At 68.5% G+C, this 23,277-nt stretch carries 11 protein-coding genes and 2 pseudogenes; 8 read left to right on the top strand and 5 right to left on the bottom strand.

Going from position 1 to position 23,277, the window contains the following annotated elements:
* The first annotated feature begins 70 nt into the window (after positions 1 to 70).
* The gene (locus M8J73_RS01820; protein WP_055538638.1) at positions 71 to 1,399 is read left to right on the top strand and encodes a class I SAM-dependent RNA methyltransferase; all 1,329 of its coding nucleotides are present in this window, start codon (positions 71 to 73) and stop codon (positions 1,397 to 1,399) included.
* 815 nt (positions 1,400 to 2,214) lie between these two features.
* Here M8J73_RS01820 and M8J73_RS01815 read toward each other — a convergent pair.
* On the bottom strand, positions 2,215 to 2,751 hold the full coding sequence (locus tag M8J73_RS01815; RefSeq protein ID WP_157873130.1) for a hypothetical protein: 537 nt from the start codon (positions 2,749 to 2,751) through the stop codon (positions 2,215 to 2,217).
* A gap of 131 nt (positions 2,752 to 2,882) precedes the next feature.
* Here M8J73_RS01815 and M8J73_RS01810 point away from each other — a divergent pair, with 131 nt between their 5' ends.
* The gene (locus tag M8J73_RS01810) at positions 2,883 to 7,733 is read left to right on the top strand and encodes a P-loop NTPase (RefSeq protein WP_055538636.1); all 4,851 of its coding nucleotides are present in this window, start codon (positions 2,883 to 2,885) and stop codon (positions 7,731 to 7,733) included.
* Between the two features lie 291 nt (positions 7,734 to 8,024).
* On the opposite strand, the pseudogene M8J73_RS01805 reads toward M8J73_RS01810, so the two are convergent.
* From M8J73_RS01805 to M8J73_RS01795, 3 genes and pseudogenes are all read right to left on the bottom strand, one after another.
* Positions 8,025 to 8,692, bottom strand: a pseudogene (locus M8J73_RS01805) (nucleotidyl transferase AbiEii/AbiGii toxin family protein).
* A 5-nt stretch (positions 8,693 to 8,697) separates the two neighbouring features.
* A complete protein-coding gene (locus M8J73_RS01800; protein ID WP_055538635.1) occupies positions 8,698 to 9,090 on the bottom strand; it encodes a hypothetical protein in 393 nt (130 codons plus the stop codon).
* A gap of 1,631 nt (positions 9,091 to 10,721) precedes the next feature.
* Positions 10,722 to 11,633: a hypothetical protein gene (locus M8J73_RS01795; RefSeq protein ID WP_055538633.1), complete on the bottom strand. Its 912-nt coding sequence runs from the start codon at positions 11,631 to 11,633 to the stop codon at positions 10,722 to 10,724.
* Positions 11,634 to 11,753: 120 nt separating this feature from the next.
* Between M8J73_RS01795 and M8J73_RS01790 the strand changes: the two genes are divergently transcribed.
* The gene (locus M8J73_RS01790; RefSeq protein WP_055538632.1) at positions 11,754 to 12,155 is read left to right on the top strand and encodes a hypothetical protein; all 402 of its coding nucleotides are present in this window, start codon (positions 11,754 to 11,756) and stop codon (positions 12,153 to 12,155) included.
* Between the two features lie 525 nt (positions 12,156 to 12,680).
* Here M8J73_RS01790 and M8J73_RS01785 read toward each other — a convergent pair.
* On the bottom strand, positions 12,681 to 13,514 hold the full coding sequence (locus M8J73_RS01785) for a hypothetical protein (RefSeq protein WP_055538631.1): 834 nt from the start codon (positions 13,512 to 13,514) through the stop codon (positions 12,681 to 12,683).
* Between the two features lie 254 nt (positions 13,515 to 13,768).
* On the opposite strand from M8J73_RS01785, the gene M8J73_RS01780 reads away from it, so the two are divergent.
* The 5 genes and pseudogenes from M8J73_RS01780 (at position 13,769) to M8J73_RS01760 (ending at position 22,980) form a co-directional block, all read left to right on the top strand.
* On the top strand, positions 13,769 to 15,208 hold the full coding sequence (locus M8J73_RS01780) for a hypothetical protein (protein ID WP_055538630.1): 1,440 nt from the start codon (positions 13,769 to 13,771) through the stop codon (positions 15,206 to 15,208).
* Complete coding sequence (locus tag M8J73_RS01775) at positions 15,205 to 16,269, top strand: hypothetical protein (protein WP_055538629.1); 1,065 nt, start codon at positions 15,205 to 15,207, stop codon at positions 16,267 to 16,269. Before M8J73_RS01780 ends, M8J73_RS01775 begins: the two co-directional genes overlap by 4 nt.
* Complete coding sequence (locus M8J73_RS01770; RefSeq protein WP_169797836.1) at positions 16,266 to 21,191, top strand: helicase-related protein; 4,926 nt, start codon at positions 16,266 to 16,268, stop codon at positions 21,189 to 21,191. The genes M8J73_RS01775 and M8J73_RS01770 overlap by 4 nt, the downstream gene beginning before the upstream one ends.
* A 411-nt stretch (positions 21,192 to 21,602) precedes the next feature.
* A pseudogene (locus tag M8J73_RS01765) lies at positions 21,603 to 21,926 on the top strand (RNase J family beta-CASP ribonuclease); the annotation flags it as partial.
* 850 nt (positions 21,927 to 22,776) lie between these two features.
* Entirely contained in the window at positions 22,777 to 22,980 is a 204-nt protein-coding gene (locus tag M8J73_RS01760) for a cold-shock protein (RefSeq protein ID WP_031045667.1), read from the top strand.
* Positions 22,981 to 23,277 lie beyond the last annotated feature (297 nt).

The raw sequence follows: 23,277 nt of genomic DNA, 5'->3' as shown, positions 1-23,277 counted from the left end.
GGCACCCACGTAGACTGGTGGGCTGTTGTCCGGCCGTTGTCGCATCCCTCTCTCCTGGAGTCACCCCGCCATGCAGGCAGAACCGAAGAAATCGCTGGTGGGGGAGGAGTACGAGGTCGAGGTCGGCCCCGTCGCCCATGGCGGCCACTGCATCGCCCGTACGGCGGAGGGCCAGGTCCTCTTCGTGCGGCACACGCTGCCCGGTGAGCGCGTCGTGGCCCGGGTGACCGAGGGCGAGGAGGGCGCGCGCTTCCTGCGGGCCGACGCCGTCGAGGTGCTCGACGCGGCCAAGGACCGCATCGAGGCGCCCTGCCCCTACGCCGGCCCCGGCCGCTGCGGCGGCTGCGACTGGCAGCACGTGAAGCCGGGCGCGCAGCGCCGTTTCAAGGGCGAGGTCCTCGCCGAGCAGCTGCGGCGGCTCGCGGGCCTCACGCCCGAGGAGGCCGGCTGGGACGGCACGGTGATGCCGGCCGAGGGCGACAAGGTTCCGGCGGGCGAGGTCCCGGCGTGGCGCACGCGCGTGCAGTACGCGGTGGACGCCTCGGGGCGCGCGGGTCTGCGCCGCCACCGCTCCCACGAGGTCGAGCCGATCGACCACTGCATGATCGCGGCGCCGGGCGTGAGCGAGCTGGGCATCGAGAAGCGGGACTGGTCCGGCATGGAGTCGGTCGACGCGATCGCGGCGACGGGTTCGCAGGACCGTCAGGTGATCCTCACGCCGAAGCCGGGGGCGCGGCTGCCGATCGTGGAGCTGGACAAGCCGGTGTCGGTGATGCGGGTGGGCGAGAAGGACCGGGGCGTGCACCGCGTCCACGGGCGCCCCTTCGTCCGTGAGCGCGCCGACGACCGCACGTACCGGGTCGGGAGCGGCGGTTTCTGGCAGGTCCACCCCAAGGCGGCGGACACCCTCGTCAAGGCCGTCATGCAGGGCCTGCTGCCCCGCAAGGGCGACACCGCGCTCGACCTGTACTGCGGGGTCGGGCTGTTCGCCGGCGCCCTCGCCGACCGGGTCGGCGAGAAGGGGGCCGTCCTCGGCATCGAGTCCGGCAAGCGGGCGGTCGAGGACGCGCGGCACAACCTCGCGGAGTTCGACCGCGTACGGATCGAGCTGGGCAAGGTCGAGGCGGTGCTGCCGCGCACCGGGATCACGGAGGTCGACCTCGTCGTCCTGGACCCGCCCCGCGCGGGCGCGGGCCGCAAGACGGTGGAACACCTGTCGACGCTGGGCGCGCGGCGCATCGCTTACGTCGCCTGCGACCCCGCTGCGCTGGCTCGGGATCTGGGGTACTTCCGGGAGGGGGGTTATCGGGTGCGGATGCTGAGGGCGTTCGATCTGTTTCCGATGACCTCGCATGTGGAGTGCGTGGCGATTCTTGAGCCTACAGCGAAAGGGCTTTGACCTGCGGTTTTCGTAAGTTTCTCGGCGGGGCCGGGCGCGCTCGACCTGTTTCCCGGAGTGCAAAGGGTGGAGCACGCCGCATGCCGTACGACCGCCTCTGACCTGCTGTTCTGGTCATGCTGGGAACACGGGCGTGTGGTGTCCGCGGCCGCCGCCGGGGCGGCGCAGGGCAGTCCTGACGCTCATGTGACGCTCACGCTGATGAGGCGTCAGGTTCTGGCGTGGCGATGTCTGTGCTTGTTCCTGTGATGCTCTCGGGGGCGCGGGTGATCCGCGATTGCACCCGCCCACCCGCCTTGCCCGGGACCCAGCGGTGGTCGTAGTGCCTTCTTCCGAGGCGCACCGCGTCGAGAGACCGATCCGCTTGCGAGTCGGCGTCCCTAGGGTCATCCACATGAGCGACGCAGCGCAGAAGACCGCCCGCGACCGGGCCCTGGACGTCGTCAGGGGTTACGTGGACCACGCCTCTGTCGCGGTGTTGTTGGTGATGCCCAGGACAGGTAGTGCTCGTTCGGGTTCATTGCGGATAGCCCAGGTGGCGATGTTGTCGGCTCCAAGGGTTTCCAGCACGCCGGGGCGAGGGGGCCTCCTTGGGACGCCTTCCAGGAGCTGTACCCATACGGCGCGCACGGTGCGCCCGACGAGTCCCGATGACCGCGCACGTTCCCGGTCAGACTCCCAGCAGGGGTCTATAACGGACCAGTAGCTTTGCGCCGGCGTCACACCGGGGCGGGGCGGCACCCAGGAACTCCTCCTCGACCCCCAAGAAGGAGCGGGATGGTTCCGGACCCGCGGTCCTCGCGCCGGCGGACGTACTAGGAGAACTCGTCGGCGCGCGTCCTTGCCGAATCGGAGGGTTGCTGGGGCTCCGGCAGGCCGGGAGCGGTTGAGGCACTCCGCCCCCTTGGCGGGGCGCCCCACGGCCGGCGGAGCCCCATCGCCTTCTGGGCCGCGGACACCATGTCATGGCGCCCCGTCGACGCCGCTGACAGCGCCTCCGCTCGCTCGGACGCGGACCCCGCGTCCTTCACTCGGCGTTGAAGACGAAGGAGCGTCTCGCCGGCGCGCACCACGTCGGGGGGCGACAGCAGACGCAGCCGCGTCAGCTGATTGCGCATCTCGCCGTACTGCCCGTCCATCGCCTCGGCCGATGAGATGTCAGGCGGCGTAGCCGACACCTTCGCGAGGTCGGAATGCTGCCAACTCGCCGCTAGGAACGCGACGAACGCGTCCGTCAGGGCCTCGCGCGCCCATTGACGTTTCTCCCTGCGTCCCCCGACGACCGTCGTCACCACCAACGTGGCGGCACTCGTCACCGCAGCGGCCCACGCCGCGTACCCACCCGCGTCCATCACTCCAGTATTCCTGGCCGCGCACCGCTGTCCAATCTGAGCAGACGCCTCATGCCCCACCTTGCACAAGGGTCAGCCAAGTAGGTTCGAACACTAAGTGGTTGGGAGGGCAAGGTTCTACGATCGGCCGCATGACGCGCCTCTTTGAGCAGGACGGTACCGGCACCGTGGACGAGGAGGAAGTGAAGTGGCGGGAACGGGTGGCCCAGATCGTCGAGCGTGAGCTGGGCATGCCTGTGAAGATCACATACCTGGACGGCTTCGCCGACGGGTTCACCGCCGCCCGGGTCACCCGCTGCGACCTGATGGGCGACGGGCGGGCCCGCCTGGAAGGCCAGTACATCCTGAAGGTGTCGGACGACCCCGACGACCGTCAGAACGAGGCGCACCGGCTCTTCACCGAGCGGCTCACCCCCTTCGCCGACCGGCGCGTGCCGCCGCTGGAGCTCTCCGGACACGACGAACAGCTCCGCGTCGACATCTACAAAGTCGCCGGTGAGACGCGTGGCGTGCGCCCAGCCCGCGTGGCGACCACGGCGGTCTCGATCGATGCACTGTCGGAAGTGAGCCGCGAACTGCTGAAAGCGCAGTTGGGGCACCACGCTGGCGGCGGGCCCATGACTGTCCGGCAGACTCTCGAAGCATGGATGGGAGCGGGGTTCTTCGGCGGCCAGAAGGGGGAGGCGCTTAGGGAGGCCCGGCGGTTGGCTGGCAGCGCCGGCACCATGTTCGCCTTCGCCACTCAGGTCCTGCCCGACCCTGTATCCGTACTGGAGCAGGACAACGAGCTCTCCCACGAGGTCGAGTTCGTCATGCGGGGCTACAACCACGGCGACCTGCACACGCGCAACATCCTTCTGGACGGCGTGAGTGCGGACGAGGTGGGGTACTGGCTCATTGACATCGCCTGGGATGGTGAGGCGCCGCTCCTGTACGACCACGCCTATCTGGAGACGGCCACCCTGCTCGTCGGGCAAGAGTTGCTGCGGCAACAACTCCCCCTCGAAATCCTCCAGGACTGCGACCTCCGCGACCCGAGAAGGGCCGTACCCCTCGTGTGGGAGGGCAACGTCAGGCTCGTCGAGAGCATCCGGCGGGGCAAGGACGAAACGATCGAGGCGCTCCAGCCGGCCCGTAAGGGATCGCTCCGACACCAGTACCTGGTCGCGCGGCTCGGCGCCGCGCTGAACTACGCGGCCAAGCGGAAGTCACCGGACCAGCAGCGTGTCACGGCGTACCGGCTGGCCGGATGGGCCACACACCTCCTCCTCACCGAGTACCACCCGACGCTCCTGGAACGGGTTCTCGCCGACGCCCACCAGCCGCAGACCCTCGTGCCCCGCAGGGAGGTCTCGGCAGCCGGCGCGAAGGCGGTCGCGGAGGAGATGGTGGAACAGGTGAAGCCTTTCGTCGCCGACACCCACAACGGGTTCGACCGCTTCCTCGTCGTCGAGCGCGGTGTGAGACACAAGGACCTCGCCTGCCTGCCCGACCACCGCTGGTCGGTGATCATCGATCTCAACCCCGACAGCGAGACGACCGGCCTCGCCCACGGATTCGATCGGGAGACGGCCGAGCACCAGATCGTCGTTTCGGGACGGCACGGGGGGCCCGCGCCCGGCCGCAACACGGTGTCGTGGCTGATGGCGGATGGCTGGGACCGTCTGGGCGAGCAAACGCCGCCGGACTTCCGGAGCTGGCGCTCGATCTATCAGGACCTCGTCCGTGAGGTCCTTGAGCGGCACAGCAGGAACAGCGTCAACCGTGCGGCCGCCGTCATGTGCCTCACCGCGGGAGACGAGCCGGACCAACGCGCGGAGCGGGTACTGGAGTTCATCGACGACCTCTATGAACCGCCGGTGAAGATCCTCCGCGCCAGACCCAGCGACGGACGGTTCGAGGCTCTCCTCAACGTCTTCGCGGACACCGGAGCCCTGCCGCGCCCCGAACGACTCGCCACGCTCCCTGGCGCGAAAGGGCCGATCCGTTTCTCCCGCCCCAGGCTCGCCGATCTGGAAGCCGACCTCGTCGTGCTGCACTCCCAGATCCTGGACGAGGAACTGCACGATCAGGCGGTCGACGCGTTCTGGAGGGGTCGCCCGGCGAACTGGCTGGACCTTGACGCCGGCCAGGACGTTCCCCGGGCGCTGCAGCCCTCGTTGCAGACGGCCATCGCCGACGTCCTGGGCCGCCAGAGCTCGGCCAGCTTCGAACTGTTCCACGCGCCCGGCGCGGGCGGCACCACGCTGGCCCGCCGCATCGCCTGGGACCTGCACCGCGAACATCCGGTGCTGCTGCTGCATCACTACAGCCCAGACACGGTCGAGCGCGTCGACAGCGTCTACCGGCGCACCGAGCGGTCGCTCGTGCTGGTGGCGGAGAGCGCCGACATGGGGCAGAGCGACCGGGAGGACCTCTACCGCAAGCTGCACGAACGTAACACCCCTGTCGTGGTGCTCTGGGTGACGCGGAGTAACGACTCGGCGCCGGACAACGGGGACGAGCTCACCAACAACGTCATGTACCGCCTGGCCGAGCCGATGACCCGGGACGAAGCGCGTGAGTTCCGTACCAGCTTCGGCCCCCGCGCCCGCTCTCCCAAGGCGAAGGCAGCGGTGGAGGCGCTGGTTCCATACGGCGTGCCGGACCAACAGGTAACCCCGTTCTACTTCGGTCTGTGCGCCTTCGAGACGGAGTTCTCGGGCACGGCTAAGTACGTGGAGAGCCACGTCAGCAAGTTCACCGAGGAACAGCGACGCGTGGCCTCCTACCTGGCCCTCGTGACACGGTACGGACAGATCGGGCTGCCATACTCGCTCGTCCACCGGTGGATCACCGGAGAGTGGGGCGGGCATGCCGCGTCCCTCGCGGAGTACACGGCCGACCTTGAGAACATCCTCGGCGCGGACCTTCGTCACCTGGTCGTCGAGGATGGCCGACAACTACGCATCCTGCACCCGTCCATCGCCGACACCCTCCTGGAGGTGCTTCTGGAGGCGAAGACCGGGGACGCCAGGTGGCCGTCGAGGCTGGCGAACACGGCCATCGAGTTCATCGGGCAGCTGGTCGGCCACCTCGGATCCGCCAACGTGGAGACGCGGGCGATCCTCGACAACCTCTTCATCCGTCGCGACAGATCAGGCTCCGGAACGCACCAGTTCGCCGAACTGATCAGAGCCTTCGGCACCGGTCAGCAGCCGGGCCGGGAGCAGGCGTACCGAATCTTCAAGGAGCTCACGCGCCGGTGCTCCGAAGAGCCGCACTACTGGCTGCACCTGGCTCGCTACCACCTGGACTTCAAAAAGCACGAGGACGGGCAGGCGGAGAAGTTCATCAACCGGGCGATCGAACTCTCCAAGGAACAGGATCACGTGCTGTTCCACGCCCTGGGGATGCTGCACCGGGAGTGGGTGTACGCGGGACTGCGTCAATTCAGTACCGGTACCGGCCGCGAGGCCGCCCTCATCGAGCACGTACGCGACCGGTACGACGCGGCGCTCAGCGTGTTCGCCAGGGCCCGCAAACTTAAACCGGAGGACGAGCACAACTACGTCTCTGCGATCCAGATGATCGTCAAGGTCCTCAGTAAGCTGGTCAGGGCCTCCCCATACAGGAGCCTCGTCGCCCTCCTGACCGCGGGCGGCGACGTCGGGAGCTGGGCGGACGAGCAGTTGAGGGTGGCGCTCTCGCTGTTGGACGAGTGCGAGTCGGTACGCCCCGACAGCGCCGACAGCCCGTACCTCCAGCGCTGTCGTGAGGAGATCGAGATCGCATATGGCGAGATCGAGACCATGGTCCGGGCCTGGCGCGAGGTGATCGTGAACTCCCGCAGTCGCTCGGGGCTGGCGCTGGTCCTGGCCCGCGAGTTCCTCAAGGAGCAGGGCCGCGACTGGAAGGAAACGCCCACCGAGGTCTTCCGGGCCGTCGTGGAATTCTTCGACGCGGCGTTCGAGGAGCGTGGCGATCTCGCCGACCATGATGTGGAGTTGTGGTTCCGCTGCTATCGCAGACTTCCCGAGTACGACGACCTCGCCGCTCTGGAACGTTTCTCGATCATCGCCGGATTGCGTACCAGTCCGATGTGCAGCTACTACCTGTATGTCGTGCACTTCCTGCGCTGGCTCAACCAGGAGGAATACTCGCAGGACGAGGCGCTGCGCCACTGCAACGAGGCCGCGCGGCTCAACCCCGGCCGCGATAGGCGGTGGAACTACGAGTGGGTGGCGAAGGGCGTGTCCGAGGGCCATGCGGCGGCGCGTCTGGCGAACTTCAGGGAGCTCGGGGAGTACCGGCCCACGAGTCGGGACTGGCAGCTTTCCGGGCAGGTCTGCCAGCGCGTCCGCGGCGTGGTCCGGCAGATCGAAGGACAGCGCTCGGGGCAAGTCGCCGTGGAGGACGGCGACATGAAGGCGTTCTTCGTACCCCGTGAGGACTTCACGAACTTCGAGCATCAGGGGAAGGTGGTCGAGTTCGACCTCGGCTTCGCCCATGACGGACTGAGGGCCTGGCGCGTGGAACTCGCCCAGGAGCAGGAGTTGTTCCGTAATGCCGGGGCACGGCTTCCGGAGGTGGCCGTCCCGCCGGTGCCGCAGCTCTCCCAGGGCGGTTCGGTGCGAGCTTCCGGACAGGTGGGTTTCGCAGGACGAGTGTCTTCATCCTCACACGCGCCGTCACTGGCGCCACGCCCGAGGCCCATGGCCTCGACGCCGGAGATTCGGCAGGAGGCCCGTCGGCGGGTGGAGACCGATGGCCCGGAGGAGGCAGGTCGGTTCGTCATCGGCCACTTGCTGTCCGCCGAGACCGGCGGACTCGATGTCACCTCCTTCCAGGTGGGCAAGGCCCTCACGGACACTCTCGGGAAGGAGACGTATCGGCAACTGCGCGGCGGTGCCTCGCTCGGTGCCCTCGTGGAACGGCTCGGCTTTGCTGTGCGCCCTACGGCGAACGGACAGTTCGTGGTGGAGCCCACAACGATGGGCTGACGGGGGGATCCCAAGGGGCGTCAGCGAGGCCGAGGGGGCGCGTGCGGTGTGAGGCGTGGCCAACTGGCGTCGGCCACCCCGGCGCCTCCGGGCACTTTCGGTGGGGAGAACGAAGCCGGAATCGGCAGGCCGCGATGGTCCTGGCCGCTGGGGCGGCCGGCGCCGCATCGCGATGGTACTGGTGTTCGCCCTTTGTCCCGTTGCTGATCTCCTTCCTACCTACTGATTTCTTGGCTCCTATCCTGGTCGGCATCGTGGGCAGCTTGGAGATCCGGTCCCGCCCGACCGTGATCAGTCGATGTCCGGTTCATCGGCCTCTTCGAGGAGACGAGCAGCGAGGTCGTCGGCCCACTCCACAGCCCAAGCACGGAGCGCGGTGATGGTGGCGTAATCGAGCCCATAGGCGGCGAAGGCTTCGTCGTCGGTCCACTCGGCGCCCGTGAGATTCGACTGCAGGTTTTCGCGCTCGAAGCGGCCGCGGGCGTGGCGGCGGCCGAACTCCTCGAGCTCGGCATTGGTCCAGCGGCGCGAGGCTGCGAACACGTCGATCAGATCACGGGTGCCCCGCGGTCGGCGAGGGCGCGGACCTTGGTCCCGATCACATCTTCCTCCGCGAGGACGGGTCCGTACGGGCTCTGGGCGACCGGCCGCCAGAAGATCTCCTTGAGGATGTCGACTTCGCATTCCTGCTTTGTGATCGGGTCGGTCACGGTGAAGCGGGCGGACAGCGGAGCAGTCTCCAGCGCCTGCACCTTCCAACCGCGGGCTTCCAGGCCGGCCCGGAGCGTGGCCGCGGTGTCGGCCATGGGCGCCGGGTTCTCGGTGGCGACGTCGAGGTCCTGGCTGGGGCGGTTCACGAGGTGGTGCGCCCGCACGGCGTACCCGCCGGTGAGAACCAGGGGGTACGGGGAGCCGAGGGCGATCACGTCCGCCAGGAGCCGCGTGTGCAGCTCCGGCATGTCCGTCACGCGGCTGCCCGGGTGCGGGAGGCGAGCTGGGGGAAGGTTTCTTCCCAGACGGCGCGTACAGTGCGGCCGACGAGGGTGCGCAGTACCGGCCACAGCTGGAGGAGCAGGTCCCGGTTGAGATACCGGGGCAGGTCATCACGCAGGCCCTCGTGCAGGACGGTGCGGTACAGGCCCATGCGCTGACGAGGCTTGCTCATGTCGTACGAGGTCATCCCGGACCAGGCCAGGTGCAGTGGCAGCTCCACGACCCCCTGGGTCGGGCCGTGCAACTCGTCCAGCGACTCCGGCAGACGCCGCCGGAACTTCTCCCGGTACAGCGCGAGGTCCTCGGCATCCGCGGGCGAGAAGCCCCTTGATTCGGATGCAGAGGGCTGTGGGCTGGAAGACATGAGTCCATTATGACGGCCGGAGAGGTGGGGCGGGTCTTGATGTGAGGACTGAGGTCTGGAGCGAGCGAGGCGGATCCCTCGGAGTGCTCTGGTTGCCGCAGTCTGTTCCGCCCTGAGCAGCACGGACTGTCCGCCGTGACGCTCGTTTGACGCTCTGGGCGCCTTCAAGCTGCACAGCGAGCCGGGAAAGCTCCTCTGACCTGGCCTTTTCTGCGGCTCGCTCAGGCCGACACCTTCCCGATGACGTCGCACGTGGAGTGCGTGGCGATCCTTGAGCCTGCCCAGAAGGGGATCTGACCTGCGGTTTTATCGGGTTCTTTAGGTGTGCTCGACGGTGCTCGACCTGTTTCCCGAAGTCCACTGCGTGGAGCATGTTGTAGGTTTCAGCCACGTGGCTCACCTGCGGTTTCGCAGCAGAGGCGTGGGGCTGGAACGTTCTGCCTCAACCGTAAGAGACGGGTTCGGGAGATGTCTTGACGCTCGGTCGACGCTGTTTCTGACGGAGCGTGAGGTGGACGTCCTGGATCAGATAGCGCGGGTCAATCGACTTATCGGGCTCAACCCATCGGGCAGCGCGGTAGGGCTGTTCTTTGGGCTCGGGTTATACGGCGACAGGTTTCGGGTTGAGGTGTGCTGATTCCGCTGGGCCTCGTTACCCTGTGTCGTAGGGAGTGCCAAGGTGCGCGGGGGCAGGGATGGGGTGCCGGGGATACGGTGCGTCGAACGGCCGTGGTGAAGCGGGGGGATTGCGTCCGCCCATGCGCTCTGCTCTCCGAAGGCCATCCAAGAAGGAGCCGTCGTACAAGAGCCGGAGGCATTGGCTGCGAATGAGGCAGCAGTCGAGCGACTCGGTAGACGGTTCGCCGGACTGGACGGTCAAGTACGGAACGCGCTGAGACGTACCCGAGATCACGCAGGCAATCTGATCAGGGACCGTCTCCAGGGACTCTCGGAGAGGCGCAGGCCGGCGCGGAGGCTGTCCATCCGTCGAGATCGGAAAGGGCCCGCCGCCGGTCTCTTCGGCCGCCATGGTCAACATCAACGTCCTCGCCCATGACCTGCGCAAGACGGTCGACCGACGCGTGCGCGACTTGGCCGAGGGAACCGCTCGGTGCCGCTACCGATTACGAGTGGGGGAGCGACGGGGGCGGGCTAGCTGTCACTGTTTGCGGGAACGGCGAGGGCTCCGGGCCGGTCAGCGGGACGCTCGAGGCCCGGCGGCTGGCCCGGAGGCGCGCAGTCAGATCGTGTGCGGCCCACAGCACCATGGCCGTCAGATGAAACACGGACTGTGATGACAGATCGTCCAGCGTCTCCATGACCTGCCAACAGGTCCAAGTGCTGCGCAGGACCGTCACCGCGATGCTCACGGGCGTCCGCCGCGGCGCGCCGCCCGTCCGAAGGCGGACAGCGGGACCGCGCAGGAGCCATGGCCCGACGCGGCGGGACCGGCCCGACCGGTGGCCGCGCCCGGCCCAAAGAAAATTGATCATCAGGTGATGCCCCTTCCGTACCTCAAGCCGGCTGGAGGGCCGGTCGAGTGGGAAGGCTAGAGCGGCATCGTCCCCCGTATGTCCTCAACTTCGCTGAGACGTAAGGAGACGCAGCGAGGACTGGCGGCTCCGCTTGCGTCACCACTCCCAGCGGAAGCCGATGACCGTCTGCTCCATGTGGTCCAGGCAGTAGGTGGCTGTACCGGAGTCCGACAACGCAAGCGGCGTCTCACGGATGTGCATGCCGAGGTAGTGGTCCTCCCAAACGGCGAACCACACTGATCGTGGAGGGGCGTTACGCGGAAAGTGCACGTGCAGTGAGGGGTTGTAGGTGCGCTTCCGCGCGGGTCTGCGCACCTCCGTGACGCGCCTGTCCGGCTCGTAGAAGGTCTGGTACTCGAGGGAGGCGCGCTCCCCCTTGCCCAGCACGCGGTCGAGGACGATGTCGTCGCTGATCAGGCCCTGCCCGTACTCGTAGTGCCGGCCGAGCCGGCCACCGTGGATCACTTCGATCTGTGTCGCGTGGGGTTCGTGGTTGTAGAGGTAGCTGTCGACGCCGTCCTCCAGCGCTTCCACACACTGCACGGTCCGGCGGTGGGACAGCGCCGACCGCTCGTCGATGTGCCAGTGCTCGAAGAGGGACAGTGTCCGGTGCCATTGACGCTTGCCGTGGGCGCGCGGGGTACGGATTGTTCCCTCGACCGCATGAGAGCCGGTCAACGTGCGCCACAGGTTGCCTTGATCGTCGGGGGTCATGTTGAAACCCTCGATGAAGTCCGCCAGGAGCTGACCGGGCAGGCTCCGTCCGGCGAAGGCGCGGTGGACGGAGTTCTTCAGCCGCCGGATCACCAGGGGATCGGTGGGGTCTGAGATGTCGCCCCTCTCGTACTCCACCTGCGCGAGCACGCGGGCCACCGCGCGCTGGTTCACCTCGCCCCGCGCCCGCTGCCCGTGGACGCGCCACGTGCGCATGTACTGCGGGGTGGTGGTGAGCAGGCGCTGGAGGAGGGCGGCGGTGGCGGCGACTCCCGCTGAACGCTTGTCGGTCATGCCAGCCTCTCGGAGACATAAGCGGGACATAGCTGTGATGGGGTGCGGCTGAGATCGGAGAGGGTCGCCGGGTCCGGTACTTCTGGGTGCGTGCCGGCGGGGTGGGAAAGGGAGATTTCCATGGTCTACGGCTCATCCAGCCTTATGGACAACCTCAGGGGAGCAGTGCGCTCGATCAGGCGGGGCGACGGGTACGGGCCGTTCGCGATCCGGCGGGCCGCCGACGAGATCCGCCGTGAGCGGGAGGCCCTGGAGGGACCGCGCTACCCGAGGCCCTCGCGTGCGGGCTGGTACTCGAAGTACCGGCAGGACGACGGCAAGGTCCATGTGATGGTCGACCGCCACGGGGAGCCCACGACCAAGTACCCCCACGTCCATGTCATCCATGATGAGCAGGGCGGTGAGGTGGTCGTGGTGATCTCCCGAGGGGGAGGGGTGCACGAGGAGAGGACCGTTCTCCGCGGGAGCCCCGGTGGCAATGAGGTGAATGCGGTTGTGGACCGGCTGCGCCGAAGGCTGTGAACCGGGATAAGTCCCATGGGCACTCCTGGGTGATGCTGCCGACGTCGACTTTTTGACGGCCCCAGGCCAGAGCGTGTCGGTACCAGTACGGACGACTGTCAGGCGTCTCGTACGGGTCGCCGGGGAACGGGGGAGAGGCGGGGCCGATCCACGAACTCGTGAGCAGGACGACTCCGCCGGACGTACCCAGCACCAAGGAGACGGTGTGCGACGGAACGGGCCGCCGGGACCTGGTGAAGCGAGTGTAGGTATCCCGGTTCGGGCGGCGGGCGTACACGATGTCGTCGGTGGCGTCCGTCGGGACGAGATCCTGCTCGCCCACCACACGGTCGAACATGACGGACACGACGGTGGACCCGTCGGACACCGTCAGGCGTGCCAGAGCCTCGCGAGTCAACGCCGCGAGTTGCGGGGTGTCGGCGAAGTGGGTGGCGGCGTGCGAGCCCACGGGGTCGTAGTGGACTCGCACGCCGTCGGCCGATATCCCCAGTAGCTCCAACGGAACTGCCACGCTCGTCGGCTCCCTCAGTCTCTCGGGCCTTCGGGCCTGCCTGCCCAGCCCACTTGCTGTTCACGCTCCACGGGGTCGACAGGGAGGATCAATTGATGACCGATGATCAGTTCTGCCGTCGGACCGTCCTCGCCCTGCTTCTCGACGACCTGCCAGAGCGGTGCGACGGTCGCACGGTAGTGGGAATGCACGGGCTCACTGACCGGTGTTCCGGCCTCGTCGACCTCGTGGAACCTGTTCTGCCCGGCGCCTTCGCGGAAACGCATGCTGCCGTCGTGGTTCAGCAGAGTGAAGACGTCGGCCGTTGCCCGGCCGTCGACGTCGGCGGGCCTGTAGCCCTCCTTCTGCGACTGCCCTTTCGGTACGTGCCATCCGGGCTTCATGACGATGAAGGAGTCGGAGGTCCTTGGCTCCTGCCGCTTGTCGTCCCGCTCCGGGAACCTGGGGCGGGCTGCCTCCCGGAGAGCGGCGGTCATCTCGGCGACCGCCTCAGGTTCCGCGGCAACGGGCACCAACACCGGCCGGCCTTCGATAGCGGCGCGCCGGGCCCGATTCGCGGCCGTGATCTCTGCGTCGACGCCACGCACTTTGGCTTTCATGGCCCGTGTCGTCTCTCTCAGCTGCGTCAGCCGTTCCGCCAGCCGGGCGACGGTCGCGGGGTCTGCCCGGGCCGTCTTCGCACGGTCCATGACGGACTGAGCTTGGCGCATCTCCTTCTCGGCCGCGGCCAGTTCAGCTGGAGAGGGCACATTCAGGTCGGTGGGGTGACGCTGCTCCCACGCGGCGTGCAACAGGGCTTGCTCCTCCAGGCTCGTGCCCGGCGGCACGGTCGGACCGAGGCTCTCCACGGCGGGCGTCGTCTCCCCGCCGGGCTTTGCGCAACCCATCGTCCTACCCCCTGCTCGTGCGTGTCCGACGCTCGTGCGCGCAGCCAAGAACAGCGCACTACCGACCGTAGTGTCAATTGTTTTGGGGATGTTTGAGGCATATACCGGAAAGAGTATCGACAGACTCCTGTCGTGTCCTAAAGTGCTCGCACCTAGGAGGTCATGCGTTGCCCATAGCGTCACCGCCGCCTGTGTTAATAGATTTCGTCCGCGCTGTGGAAGAGGCGCTGGAGGTTGTCCTCCCGGACGGTGTGCGCACTGTCTACGCCGCTCCTCCGGCCGGTTCGGAAGGGCTCCTCTACCGTCCTGACCTGGCATCCGACGACCCCATGTCGCTGGCCGCCGCGCTGAACGCGCTGGCCACCAGCGCTCAGACCGTGCCCCGCAACATCGTCCCCATTGCACCGGTCGACGACCGGTCGTTCGCGGTGGCCGTCTGCCGGAAGCCTGGCATGGCGACGGTCCAGGGGGAGGGCGCCGTGCTGCGGTGGCACCTGGATGACATCCCTCGTGACCGGCAGGGAGCACTGCTCGACATCACCGCGCCGGACTACCTCCGCACGAGAACCCAGGAACAGGCCGCACGCGGGCGAGGTCTCGCCGGGATGGCAAAAGCCCAGGCCGCCTACGCGGAACGGTACGGAGAGCCGGGCTCCCGGCCTCCCGGCTTCGCGTTGCGCCCCGTCCAACTCGCCTGCCAGAACGTCGTCGTGGGGCTAGCGGCCTTCCGGCACGACTCGACCTTCGACGGACTCAGTGTGCCCCTGTGGCAGACCTGCGACGTGCCCCATGTCGCCACGCACGAAGGCACGCGTGCCCTGTCGCTGCTCATGCTCTGCGACGCGTTCGCCTGTGGCGGCACCATGGAGATCCGGTTCCGCGGCCATCCAGAGCAGTCGGTGCCGGCCGCGCTCCTGCGCTTCGCCCGTACCAAGGGCATCGCCCTCGGCCAGGAACGCCGCGACCTGATCACACCGGAGGAAGCCAGGCGACTGTTCTGGGCGGTGACCGACATGCCGGCCGGACTGGCCGCGCGTGCCGCCGAGTTGACGGACGGCGGCCTGGTCGCCCCGGAGCGGCTGTGCTACATGCTGGCGGCCGGAGTCTGGCGGGACATCGAGCTGGACTTCATGCTGGCCACGAGCGGGCGAGCCGCGTCGGTGCTGGCGGGCGGTGCCCTGCCCGAGGAGCGCCGCGCCCGCGCCGCGGAGAGCGAGGTGTGCCGGGCCGCCGTGCTGACGGGGACGCTCCACCGGCGGCTCGACTCGGTGGACTCGGCGGGCCGTACTGGACAGGCCCGGGTCTTCGAGGACGGGCGGCGGGGCGTCACCTGGGTGGTGGACGGCCGCAACGCCGCAGTGGAGTTCACCGGCGTGGACGCTCCGTTGCCCTGGCTCCCGGACCCGGGGGACCTCACCCAGGCCGCGGACCGACCGCTGCTCGTACTCCCTAGGGCCCGGCCGACAGCCGAGGACGAGAGCCTCGGCGTCGATCTTGCCCGGCGTAGCGGGGCACGGGTGGCGCTCGTGGTCCCGGACGACGCACCTGGCCTCGACGGCTGCCGGCTGCCCGTGCTGCGCTGCCCGTACACCCTCTACGAACTGGACACCAGTATCGAGGGCAAGCTGCTGTCAGCGCGGGTGAGCCGGGCATGAGCGCGGAGCTCTTCCTGCTGATCGCGCTTGAGGGCGGCCAGCGTGACGAGGCGATGGCGCTCCACGACCGCTCCCGGAGCGCATTGACGCGTGCCGCCAGCAATCCGGCCGACAACGCGATTGACGTGGCGCGGTACGAGCGCGCGCAGAGTGCCCTCGAAGCGCTGGCGCTGGCGGCACGGGCGGCCGGGGCGCCCTGGACGATGAGCGACAGCCCGGTGGGCCAGGGGAGTTCGGCGCTGCTGGACACCGCCCCGCACTCGCCCCCCGCTCACCCGGCGGTCCGCCGTCTGCTGGAACGCGCCGCGGCACCCGGGGCGGTGGTGGTCGAGGTGGTCTGGCCGTTCGCTCCCGGGGCGACGGCGCTGCCCGAGAGGGGGGACGGGCAACTCCCGCCGGCCCGCCGTTGGTCCGCCCAGGGCATGCGGGCCAAGGAGGCCATACAGGTCAGGTTCCGCGGTCAGCTGGAGGTCGCCATGCGGACGGCCGCGGAGTCCCCGAACTGCAGCCGGGTACCGTCTGGCATGGCGGGACAACGCCCCGAGGCGATCGTGCCGAGCGGCATCCCGAACGCCGTGCTGACCGACACGCTGAGGGAGTTCGTCGCGCAGGTTCCTGGGCGAGGACCGGTCGACGTGCCGGTCCGCTATCGGGACGGGTCGTGCGCCAGGCCGTTCCCCCTCGGCACGGTTCCCATGGGCCGGACCTGGGAACCGACCGCACGACTGCTGAGCTTCGCGCTGATGTCGATCCGTCACGTCGAACTCGACGTGACGGTGGACGGGGCATGGCTGCGGAACAGCGAGATCAGTCGGCCCCGCCCCATGGCACAGACGGACGAACTCGTCTATGACACCAGCCGTCGGCAACTGGCGGCCCTGACCGGTGCAGGCCAGGTTGCCCTGGAGATCTATCAGAGCGGTCTGGAGCCGGCCGTCGTCGGCTTCTACCGCGCGGTCGTGGACCACCTGCGCGAACAGCCGGGTTCTCTCGCCGTGCTGCCCGTCTTCTACCGCGACGACGGACCCTTCGGTGAAGGCGTTCCATGGAGGTCACCGTGAACTCACAGCAGCCGCCCCCCTCCCGTGGAACGGCGACGACTCACAGCTGGACGGCGGGCTGCAAGGACTGCAAGAACGCCACCCGGGACGAGGAAGTGTTCGAGTACTCGGGCGAATGGTCCGACCGTGTGCTGGAACGCGGAGGATCGCGCTCGGACCGGTGCCCTCGCCATCGACGTGAACACCGCGATGCCATCCGGGCCATCGCCGTGCCGTACGTCGACCTGGCCGTTCTCGGCTCGGTGGCCGATCCGGCCGACCCCCGGGGGCCGCTCGGCGGACTGGGGCCGCTGCCTACGACCCACGAAGAGAAGTCCGTCGGCGTGGCACTGAGCGACCACGAATTCGGCCTTGAGGATCGGCACATCCTGAACCTGCTCGACGGCCTCGCCGACCACCCCGGGCGGGTCACCAAACGCGTCGCGGTGTTGGAGGCCGGGACGGGCACGGGGAAATCGACCTTCGCCCCCCTGAGACTGATGTATCCGCCCGACGGCGCAGCGCTCCGGCTCACGGACGCCGGTCCCATTGTGGTCACCGAACCGCGGATTCCGGCGGCGACGGGACTGGCTTCTTTCGTCGGCGAGGCGCTCTGCTACGGACACGACCCTGATTGCGGACGGCATACCGGGCCCGGCTTCCCCGTCGGCTTCCAGACGAGCGGCAACCAGCACTGGGACGATGCCTGCCGGCTGATCTACGTCACCGACGGCACGATGATCAACTGGATCCGGGACGGCAGACTGGCCCGGATCGGCGCGGTGATCGTCGACGAGGCCCATGAGCGCAGCGAGAACATCGACCTGATCCTCGCGCTCCTGAGGGAGCAACTGCCGCGATATCCGAGGCTGCGGGTCATCATCGCCTCCGCCACGATCGACAAGGACTTCTTCGTCGAGTACTTCGGCGGCCACGGACGTGTGCACCACCTGCCGGTGCCGTCCGTCAAGTCGTTCGGCTACGGCATCCCGTTCTTCCCGGACCTCGCTCTTGACGCGGCTGTACTCGCCGAAGGCATGGACGACGGACTCGACGGCCGGTTCGCCGGATTCGACGACACCGTGCTCGACGGCTCCGGCCAGACCGTGCACGAGCACGCCCTGCACCTGGCCGCCCTCCGTCCCACGACGGCGGTCGACCTCCGGGAATGGATCGAACGCCCCTCACCCGACGCCGAGAAGCGGGTGTCCGCGGCCGTCGCCGAACAGGCGTTGCGGGTTCTCGACGGTACGGAGGCCGGAGACATCCTCTGCTTCCTCCCCAAGTCCAGGATGATCGACGCGGCCGTGGCCGCCATCCAGGACGGCATCGACGAGCGGAACCCGGACGACGGCACCGTTCGGGTCCATCCGCTCCTGGCCTCCACCGACGATCGGATCAAGAAGCAGGCACTCGCCAGATCGAAGCCGGGACAGCGAAAGATCGTGGTCTCCAGCAATCTGGCCGAGACGTCCCTCACCGTGCGCGGTGTCCGGTACATCATCGACTCCGGACTGATCTGCCAGTCGGAATGGGACCCGGCCCTGGCCAAGGGCGACATCGTGACCAGGCAGCACAGCCGGTCCGGTGCCCGGCAGCGCTGGGGGCGGGTAGGACGGGACGCCCCCGGCTTCGTCTTCCCTCTGTACGACCACGAACAGTTCCTCCGGGTGATGCCCCGGAACACCCCGCCCGAGTCCACGCGCACCAACCTGGAGCAGTTCGTTCTCAGGCTGAGGTCGGCGGATGTGGACGACCCTGCCGCTATGACCCTGCCGGCCAACTTCACCCACGAGGACTACGAGCCCGACGCCGACGGCAGGCGCAGCGCCACCCTGTTCACCACCGAACTGACCCGCGCCAGAACCGCGTTGACGGCATCAGGCGCCTTCGATACGGAGGGGAACCTGACCGCGCTCGGCCGGGAACTGGAACGCGCCGAGGGCTCCGCACAGCGTGCCGTGGCCATCATGCTCGCCGACCGCCTTACCTGCCTGCACGAGGTGGCTGCCGCGCTGCATCTCCTCGACGGCCCCCTCACCGGACGCTCCGGTCTGTTCCGCTTCGACCTCTCCTGGTCGGCCGCGTGGCGCGCGCACGCCTACTCCTGCCACCGGGCCCTGGCGGTCGGCTGCGGCGACGATCTCGAACTGGTCCTGCGGGTGTTCAGCGCCTGGCAGAACGCCGAGAACCGCGAGGAGTGGGCGCGCACCTGGTGGCTGGACCACGACGTGCTGGTGGAGGCCGAGAACCGGGTGAAGGAGACAGTGGGCGGCTTGTCCTCGCACATGAAGAAGTCGGCCGACCGCTCCGTGGATCTGAGGCTCCTCGGGCGGGCCAGGGGTGTACTCAGCCGCGCCTACGCCATGACCGGCTTCACGTTCGGCAACAGTGGTGAGGCGTGGACGGACGCCCAGGACCCGGGGAAGACGGTGACGCTCGCGCCGTTCCAACTGACCCGCCCGGAAGGGCGGGTCGTCGCCTTCAGACGCACCCGACCGCTCGACAGGACGGCAGTCGGCGGGGAAGGCGATGGCCGGGAGACCGTCATCGGGCAGCTGCTCAGCATCGCAGGGTGGGCGGTCGAGGGTTCACCCGACCCCTTCGCGCTGCTGGAACGAACTTCCCGCCACGCTCCGCCTCTTGCTGAGCCAGCCGACCGGCGCACTCTCGATCTGTTGCGTGAGGCGCTGCCGGTGGGCGTGGTTGTCGACACGTCCTCGGGCCGCCCCCGGGCGGTGAGTGCCCCGCTCCCGTACCCCGGCGACAGCGCCCAGCCGGCCGAGGCCCCGACAGACGGCGCCCGGACTCGCCGGCCGAAGCGTGGGAAGCGAGTCAGGACCGCCGTACAGGGGCGTGGCCGGTCAGGAGGAACACCAGGAGCGAACCGCTCGGCGCAGTCGGACATCGAGGTGAACGTCCCCCTGGGACCCGTGCCGCAGGGAGAGGTGCCGGAGGAGGAGACCGCCCTCGCGCTGACGGCGCTGGAGGAGACCAACGACGAAGGCCCCGCCGCAGAGTGGCCGGAGGATCGCGAGACGGACACGGGGCCGCGGGGCGGGTTCCCCGACGGCGTGCTTCTGCGGTGGACAGGAGACCCCGAGCTGTACGACGTCGCCGACGAACACGGATGGTACGACCAGTGTCTGGGCAAGGTGGCCGGCTATGACCTTGCCGACGGCCAGGTGACCCTGCTCCTCGAACCGCTACAGGAGGCCGGCGCCGCGAGCCTCGACCTGGACGAGCGGTTCGGCACCGAACTGACGCTGAGAGCGGGCGGCTGGACCAGGGACTACCTGGACGAGTTCCGCGTCCTCTGGGCGGCCGACGGTCGGAGATTCCTGCTGCATCCGCAGACCCGGGGCCTGGGAGCCAGGCACGTGGACCTGCCGGGCATGCTGGCACGGGACACGGAGGTGGCCTGGACGGTCGTCCCAGGCCCGCGTGACAGGGACCCAGCCGAGTTGAGTCCGCTCCCCGCGCTGCGCTGGGCCCTGAGCCGGGCGCGTATGACCCCGGACGGCTGGTACCCGGCCCTTCTGGAACCAGCTGATGACCGGCAGGATGGCACCGGCCCGCTGATACGCCTCACCCTCCCGGGCCGAGACACCGGACTGTCCGCGCTCACCGTGTCCCCCCGCCTGATCGAGGGACTGGCGGCACGGGACACGTACGCGGAGAACGGTATGACCGGAGAGCCGGCGAAGACCCGGGAGGTCGAGGTGCGACTCGGCTCCGAGAAGGACCCTTCCCTCACCTGGCAGGGGAATCCCGCCGCTCTCACTCGGCTCGTGTCGGCGCACGCCGCCTTTCTGCGACTGGACGGTGCCCGCACGCTCAAGCCGACGGCGGACACGCTTCCCCGGGCCACGGTCGACGGGCTGCTGAGAGCGGACGACGACAACGGCTGGCAGCGGCGTGTCTGGCGCTTCTGGCTCGAAAGCCAGCGGCTGGGCGTGCGCGAAGTGCGCGTCACCGGGTCCTCGGACGTGGTACCCGCGCCGCCGTGGCTCCATGAAGCGTGGCCGTCCGCCGCCCGCAAGAAATGGGCCGAGCAGTTCGGTCTGGACCGGCTCGTCTCGCGGCCCGCGGAAATCACGCTGGTGGGACCCCCCGCCGCGGTCGAATCCGCTCGAGCGGAACTGGCGGACGCGCAAGCCTGGGCCGGTGTACGCATCGAGGTGGACCCCGCCGTCATCGGCCGGGTGCGCGGCAGACAGTCCCGGTACCTGGACGAACTCCTCGCCCTGCCGGATGTCCTTGCCTGTGAGATGCGGGGAAACAGCCTGGTGCTCATCGGCCGGCGGCGCGCGGCACTGGCCCCCGCCGTCACCCGTGTACTGCGGAAAGCGAGGATCGTTGACGCGGTCATCACGCTGGACCCCGCGTTCCGGGGCCGCCCCATCCTCAACGGCACGGAACGACGCTCCCTGCTCACCCTGAGCGGCTGCACCTTCCTCCGGCAACGCGAAGCCGATCCGGTACTCGAAGCCACGGCTTCCGACATCGGCCAGATCCGTGTCCTGGTGGAGTTGATCCGACAACGGGTCGACAGGTGGGCCGACTTGAGCGCGGCAGACGTCCACTCCGTGCAGAGCACGGATCTGGCAACCGGGCGAGCGTGGGAGCACACCGAGTACGAAGCCACTGACCCGTTCCGCGACTTCCGCCCGCCGCCGGTGCCGACGGCGCGCCGCCCGTCACCGCGGGGTCCTCAACTCCGTCCGTCGACAGGATCCGGCTCCACGCCGCCGGTGCCAGTGCCCCCCATCGAGCAGGAGGGCCCCACAACCGAGCAAGCCGTACAGGTCGGCCTCGCCCGCCTGGGGCTGACGAGCGACCAGGTGAGTATCGAGGTCCTCCGCGAGGCTCGGTATTCCTTCTTCCGTAAGATCCTCCAGGAAACGGCGCTGGTACGGCTCACGCCGCGCTCGAGGCGGTAGCGACAGCGCGTGTCTGCTCATGAGGGCATTCGATCAGTCCGGGCCCGGAGGAGTAGGGGAGAAGTCGCCGGGCGGGGTTGGTCGGCAGTTGTGCGGGAGGTTTGCTCATATGCGGAAAGTATGGTCGGCGCGCCTGTCCCACGTGGGGGAGTTGCTCAGCGCGAGCGGGCGGCGATAGGGCGGGGGCGGGCCTGACGACGGTGTTGTGTGAGGGCTGGGTCCGTGGTCACGGCCGGGCTTGGTCCAGCCCAGAAGGTCCACGTGGCCAGGTTCCGCGTCGGATGCTGAGCGGCGAAGGCGTCGAACTGCATGCCTGCGTCCCCAGCGGGCAGCTTCCAGCGGACGTGTCGCCCGTGCACGGTGCAATTCGACCCGGCTTCGGAGAGGTTTCGCGTGCCGATGGGGAGCATAGAGGTCGGAGGCGCCACCGAGGCGTCCCTCAAGGATCGCCTCACCCTCGCGGAGGAAGGCGTGGTCACGGTAGTGGTGATTGTCGACGCGGACACCGGCGCCCTCACCGAGGCCCCCGACTTCCTGGCCCGCGGCTTCGTCCACGACGACACCACCTTCGAGCCGGTCATCCCCCTCATCGAGAAGGCCCTGGCCACCGCAGTCGAGGAAGGCGTCGGGGACGCGCGCCAACTCGAACAGCTCCTCGCCCGCGCCGTGGCGAACTGGGCGTTCCGCACCCACCGCCGCAAGCCCCTCATCATTTCCGTCATCATCGACGCCTGAGCCACACCCGGGCAGGCGCCCGGGGGCGGACGCCGATGCGCACGGGGGCGGAACTCGGCGACGGGTCGTTGCTGATGTCCTGCCTTGTCACCGGCCCACCGGGTCGGCCCGTACGGATAGCGCCCGGGTCGGCTCGGTGGCGGGAGGGCGCTGCGCCGGGCATTCCGCGGCGCCTCCAGCAGCTGACCTGCCGCCCGAGCAGCAACATGACGGCCATGGGGATCAGAGACGTGGACAGTCTGGTGCACCGGCTAACGGAGGAGAGAAAGTCCGTCAGACATGACGCTCATTTGACGCTCCGGCCGCCTCACAGCCCGTGCCGAAGGCAGGAAAAGCCCATGTGACCTGCAGATTCTCCCGTCCGCGCACCTTGTGACGTGTTTCCGATGACGCATCACTTGGAGTGCGTGGCGATTCTGGAACCTGCCGCGAAGGGCTCCTGACCTGTATCGGCACCGTCCAGACGTCGTCGTCGGCGTGCCAGCCACGTGCTGTTCGGCGCCGCCCCGCGCTCCCCGAAACGTGGGGATCCGGCTGGATCAATATCTGTTCCCGCGGGCTTAGATTCCAACAGAACGTGCGGACAGATTCTCTCTGAAATAAGTGCACTGGGATTTTTCGCCGCACACAGGCCGCCGTGGCGTGCTGCCGCACACAGGCCGCCGTGGCGTGCTACTGTCGATCCAAGTTGCAGTTGTGGTTCCCGAAACTTCAAGCGCCCTCCGGTCGGCCTCCGTGCCACTGGGAGCACTTTTGTATATCCGGTCTTTTTCCCGGCGGGGTGATCATCGCGGCGACACGGTGTCCGTGCAGTGCGGACCCCGATGTACTGCCCCAAAGGAGAAACGACATGGCTACCGGCACCGTGAAGTGGTTCAACGCGGAAAAGGGCTTCGGCTTCATCGAGCAGGACGGTGGCGGCGCTGACGTGTTCGCCCACTACTCGAACATCGCCGCCCAGGGCTTCCGCGAGCTGCTCGAGGGCCAGAAGGTGACCTTCGACATCGCGCAGGGCCAGAAGGGTCCGACGGCCGAGAACATCGTTCTCGCCTGACGCTCACGCGTACTTTGCAGCTGGGGCCCGCATCCCTCGGGGTGCGGGCCCCAGCTGCGCCGTTTCCCGCAGTGGTTTCACGGGTGGATGACAAGCGGTACCCCTGGGCTCACCGCGTACGAAGCATCCTTCAGGGGTGCACACAATCCTTTGTAGCCGCATCGCGGTGGATGTCCGACCATCGCGTCCACTTCGCGCCTCGATTTCAGTGACTGCGCCCGCGCCAATTTCTCGTCGGCCAGATTCGCTTTCCCGCCCCACCGGCTCATTCTTGCAATTCTCCGTGCTGCTCATTGC

It is taken from the genome of Streptomyces neyagawaensis (assembly GCF_023516595.1).
GTDB classification, from domain to species: Bacteria; Actinomycetota; Actinomycetes; order Streptomycetales; family Streptomycetaceae; genus Streptomyces; species Streptomyces neyagawaensis.
This window is presented reverse-complemented; position numbering and strand designations above follow the sequence as displayed.

What these genes read in the sequence shown, in the direction of transcription:
- M8J73_RS01810 (WP_055538636.1), top strand. Translation starts at nt 2,883, where the DNA reads ATGACGCGCCTCTTTGAGCAGGACGGTACCGGCACCGTGGACGAGGAG.
- M8J73_RS01800 (WP_055538635.1), bottom strand. Translation starts at nt 9,090, where the DNA reads ATGTCTTCCAGCCCACAGCCCTCTGCATCCGAATCAAGGGGCTTCTCG.
- M8J73_RS01775 (WP_055538629.1), top strand. Translation starts at nt 15,205, where the DNA reads ATGAGCGCGGAGCTCTTCCTGCTGATCGCGCTTGAGGGCGGCCAGCGT.
- M8J73_RS01760 (WP_031045667.1), top strand. Translation starts at nt 22,777, where the DNA reads ATGGCTACCGGCACCGTGAAGTGGTTCAACGCGGAAAAGGGCTTCGGC.
- M8J73_RS01820 (WP_055538638.1), top strand. Translation starts at nt 71, where the DNA reads ATGCAGGCAGAACCGAAGAAATCGCTGGTGGGGGAGGAGTACGAGGTC.
- M8J73_RS01790 (WP_055538632.1), top strand. Translation starts at nt 11,754, where the DNA reads ATGGTCTACGGCTCATCCAGCCTTATGGACAACCTCAGGGGAGCAGTG.
- M8J73_RS01795 (WP_055538633.1), bottom strand. Translation starts at nt 11,633, where the DNA reads ATGACCGACAAGCGTTCAGCGGGAGTCGCCGCCACCGCCGCCCTCCTC.
- M8J73_RS01815 (WP_157873130.1), bottom strand. Translation starts at nt 2,751, where the DNA reads ATGGACGCGGGTGGGTACGCGGCGTGGGCCGCTGCGGTGACGAGTGCC.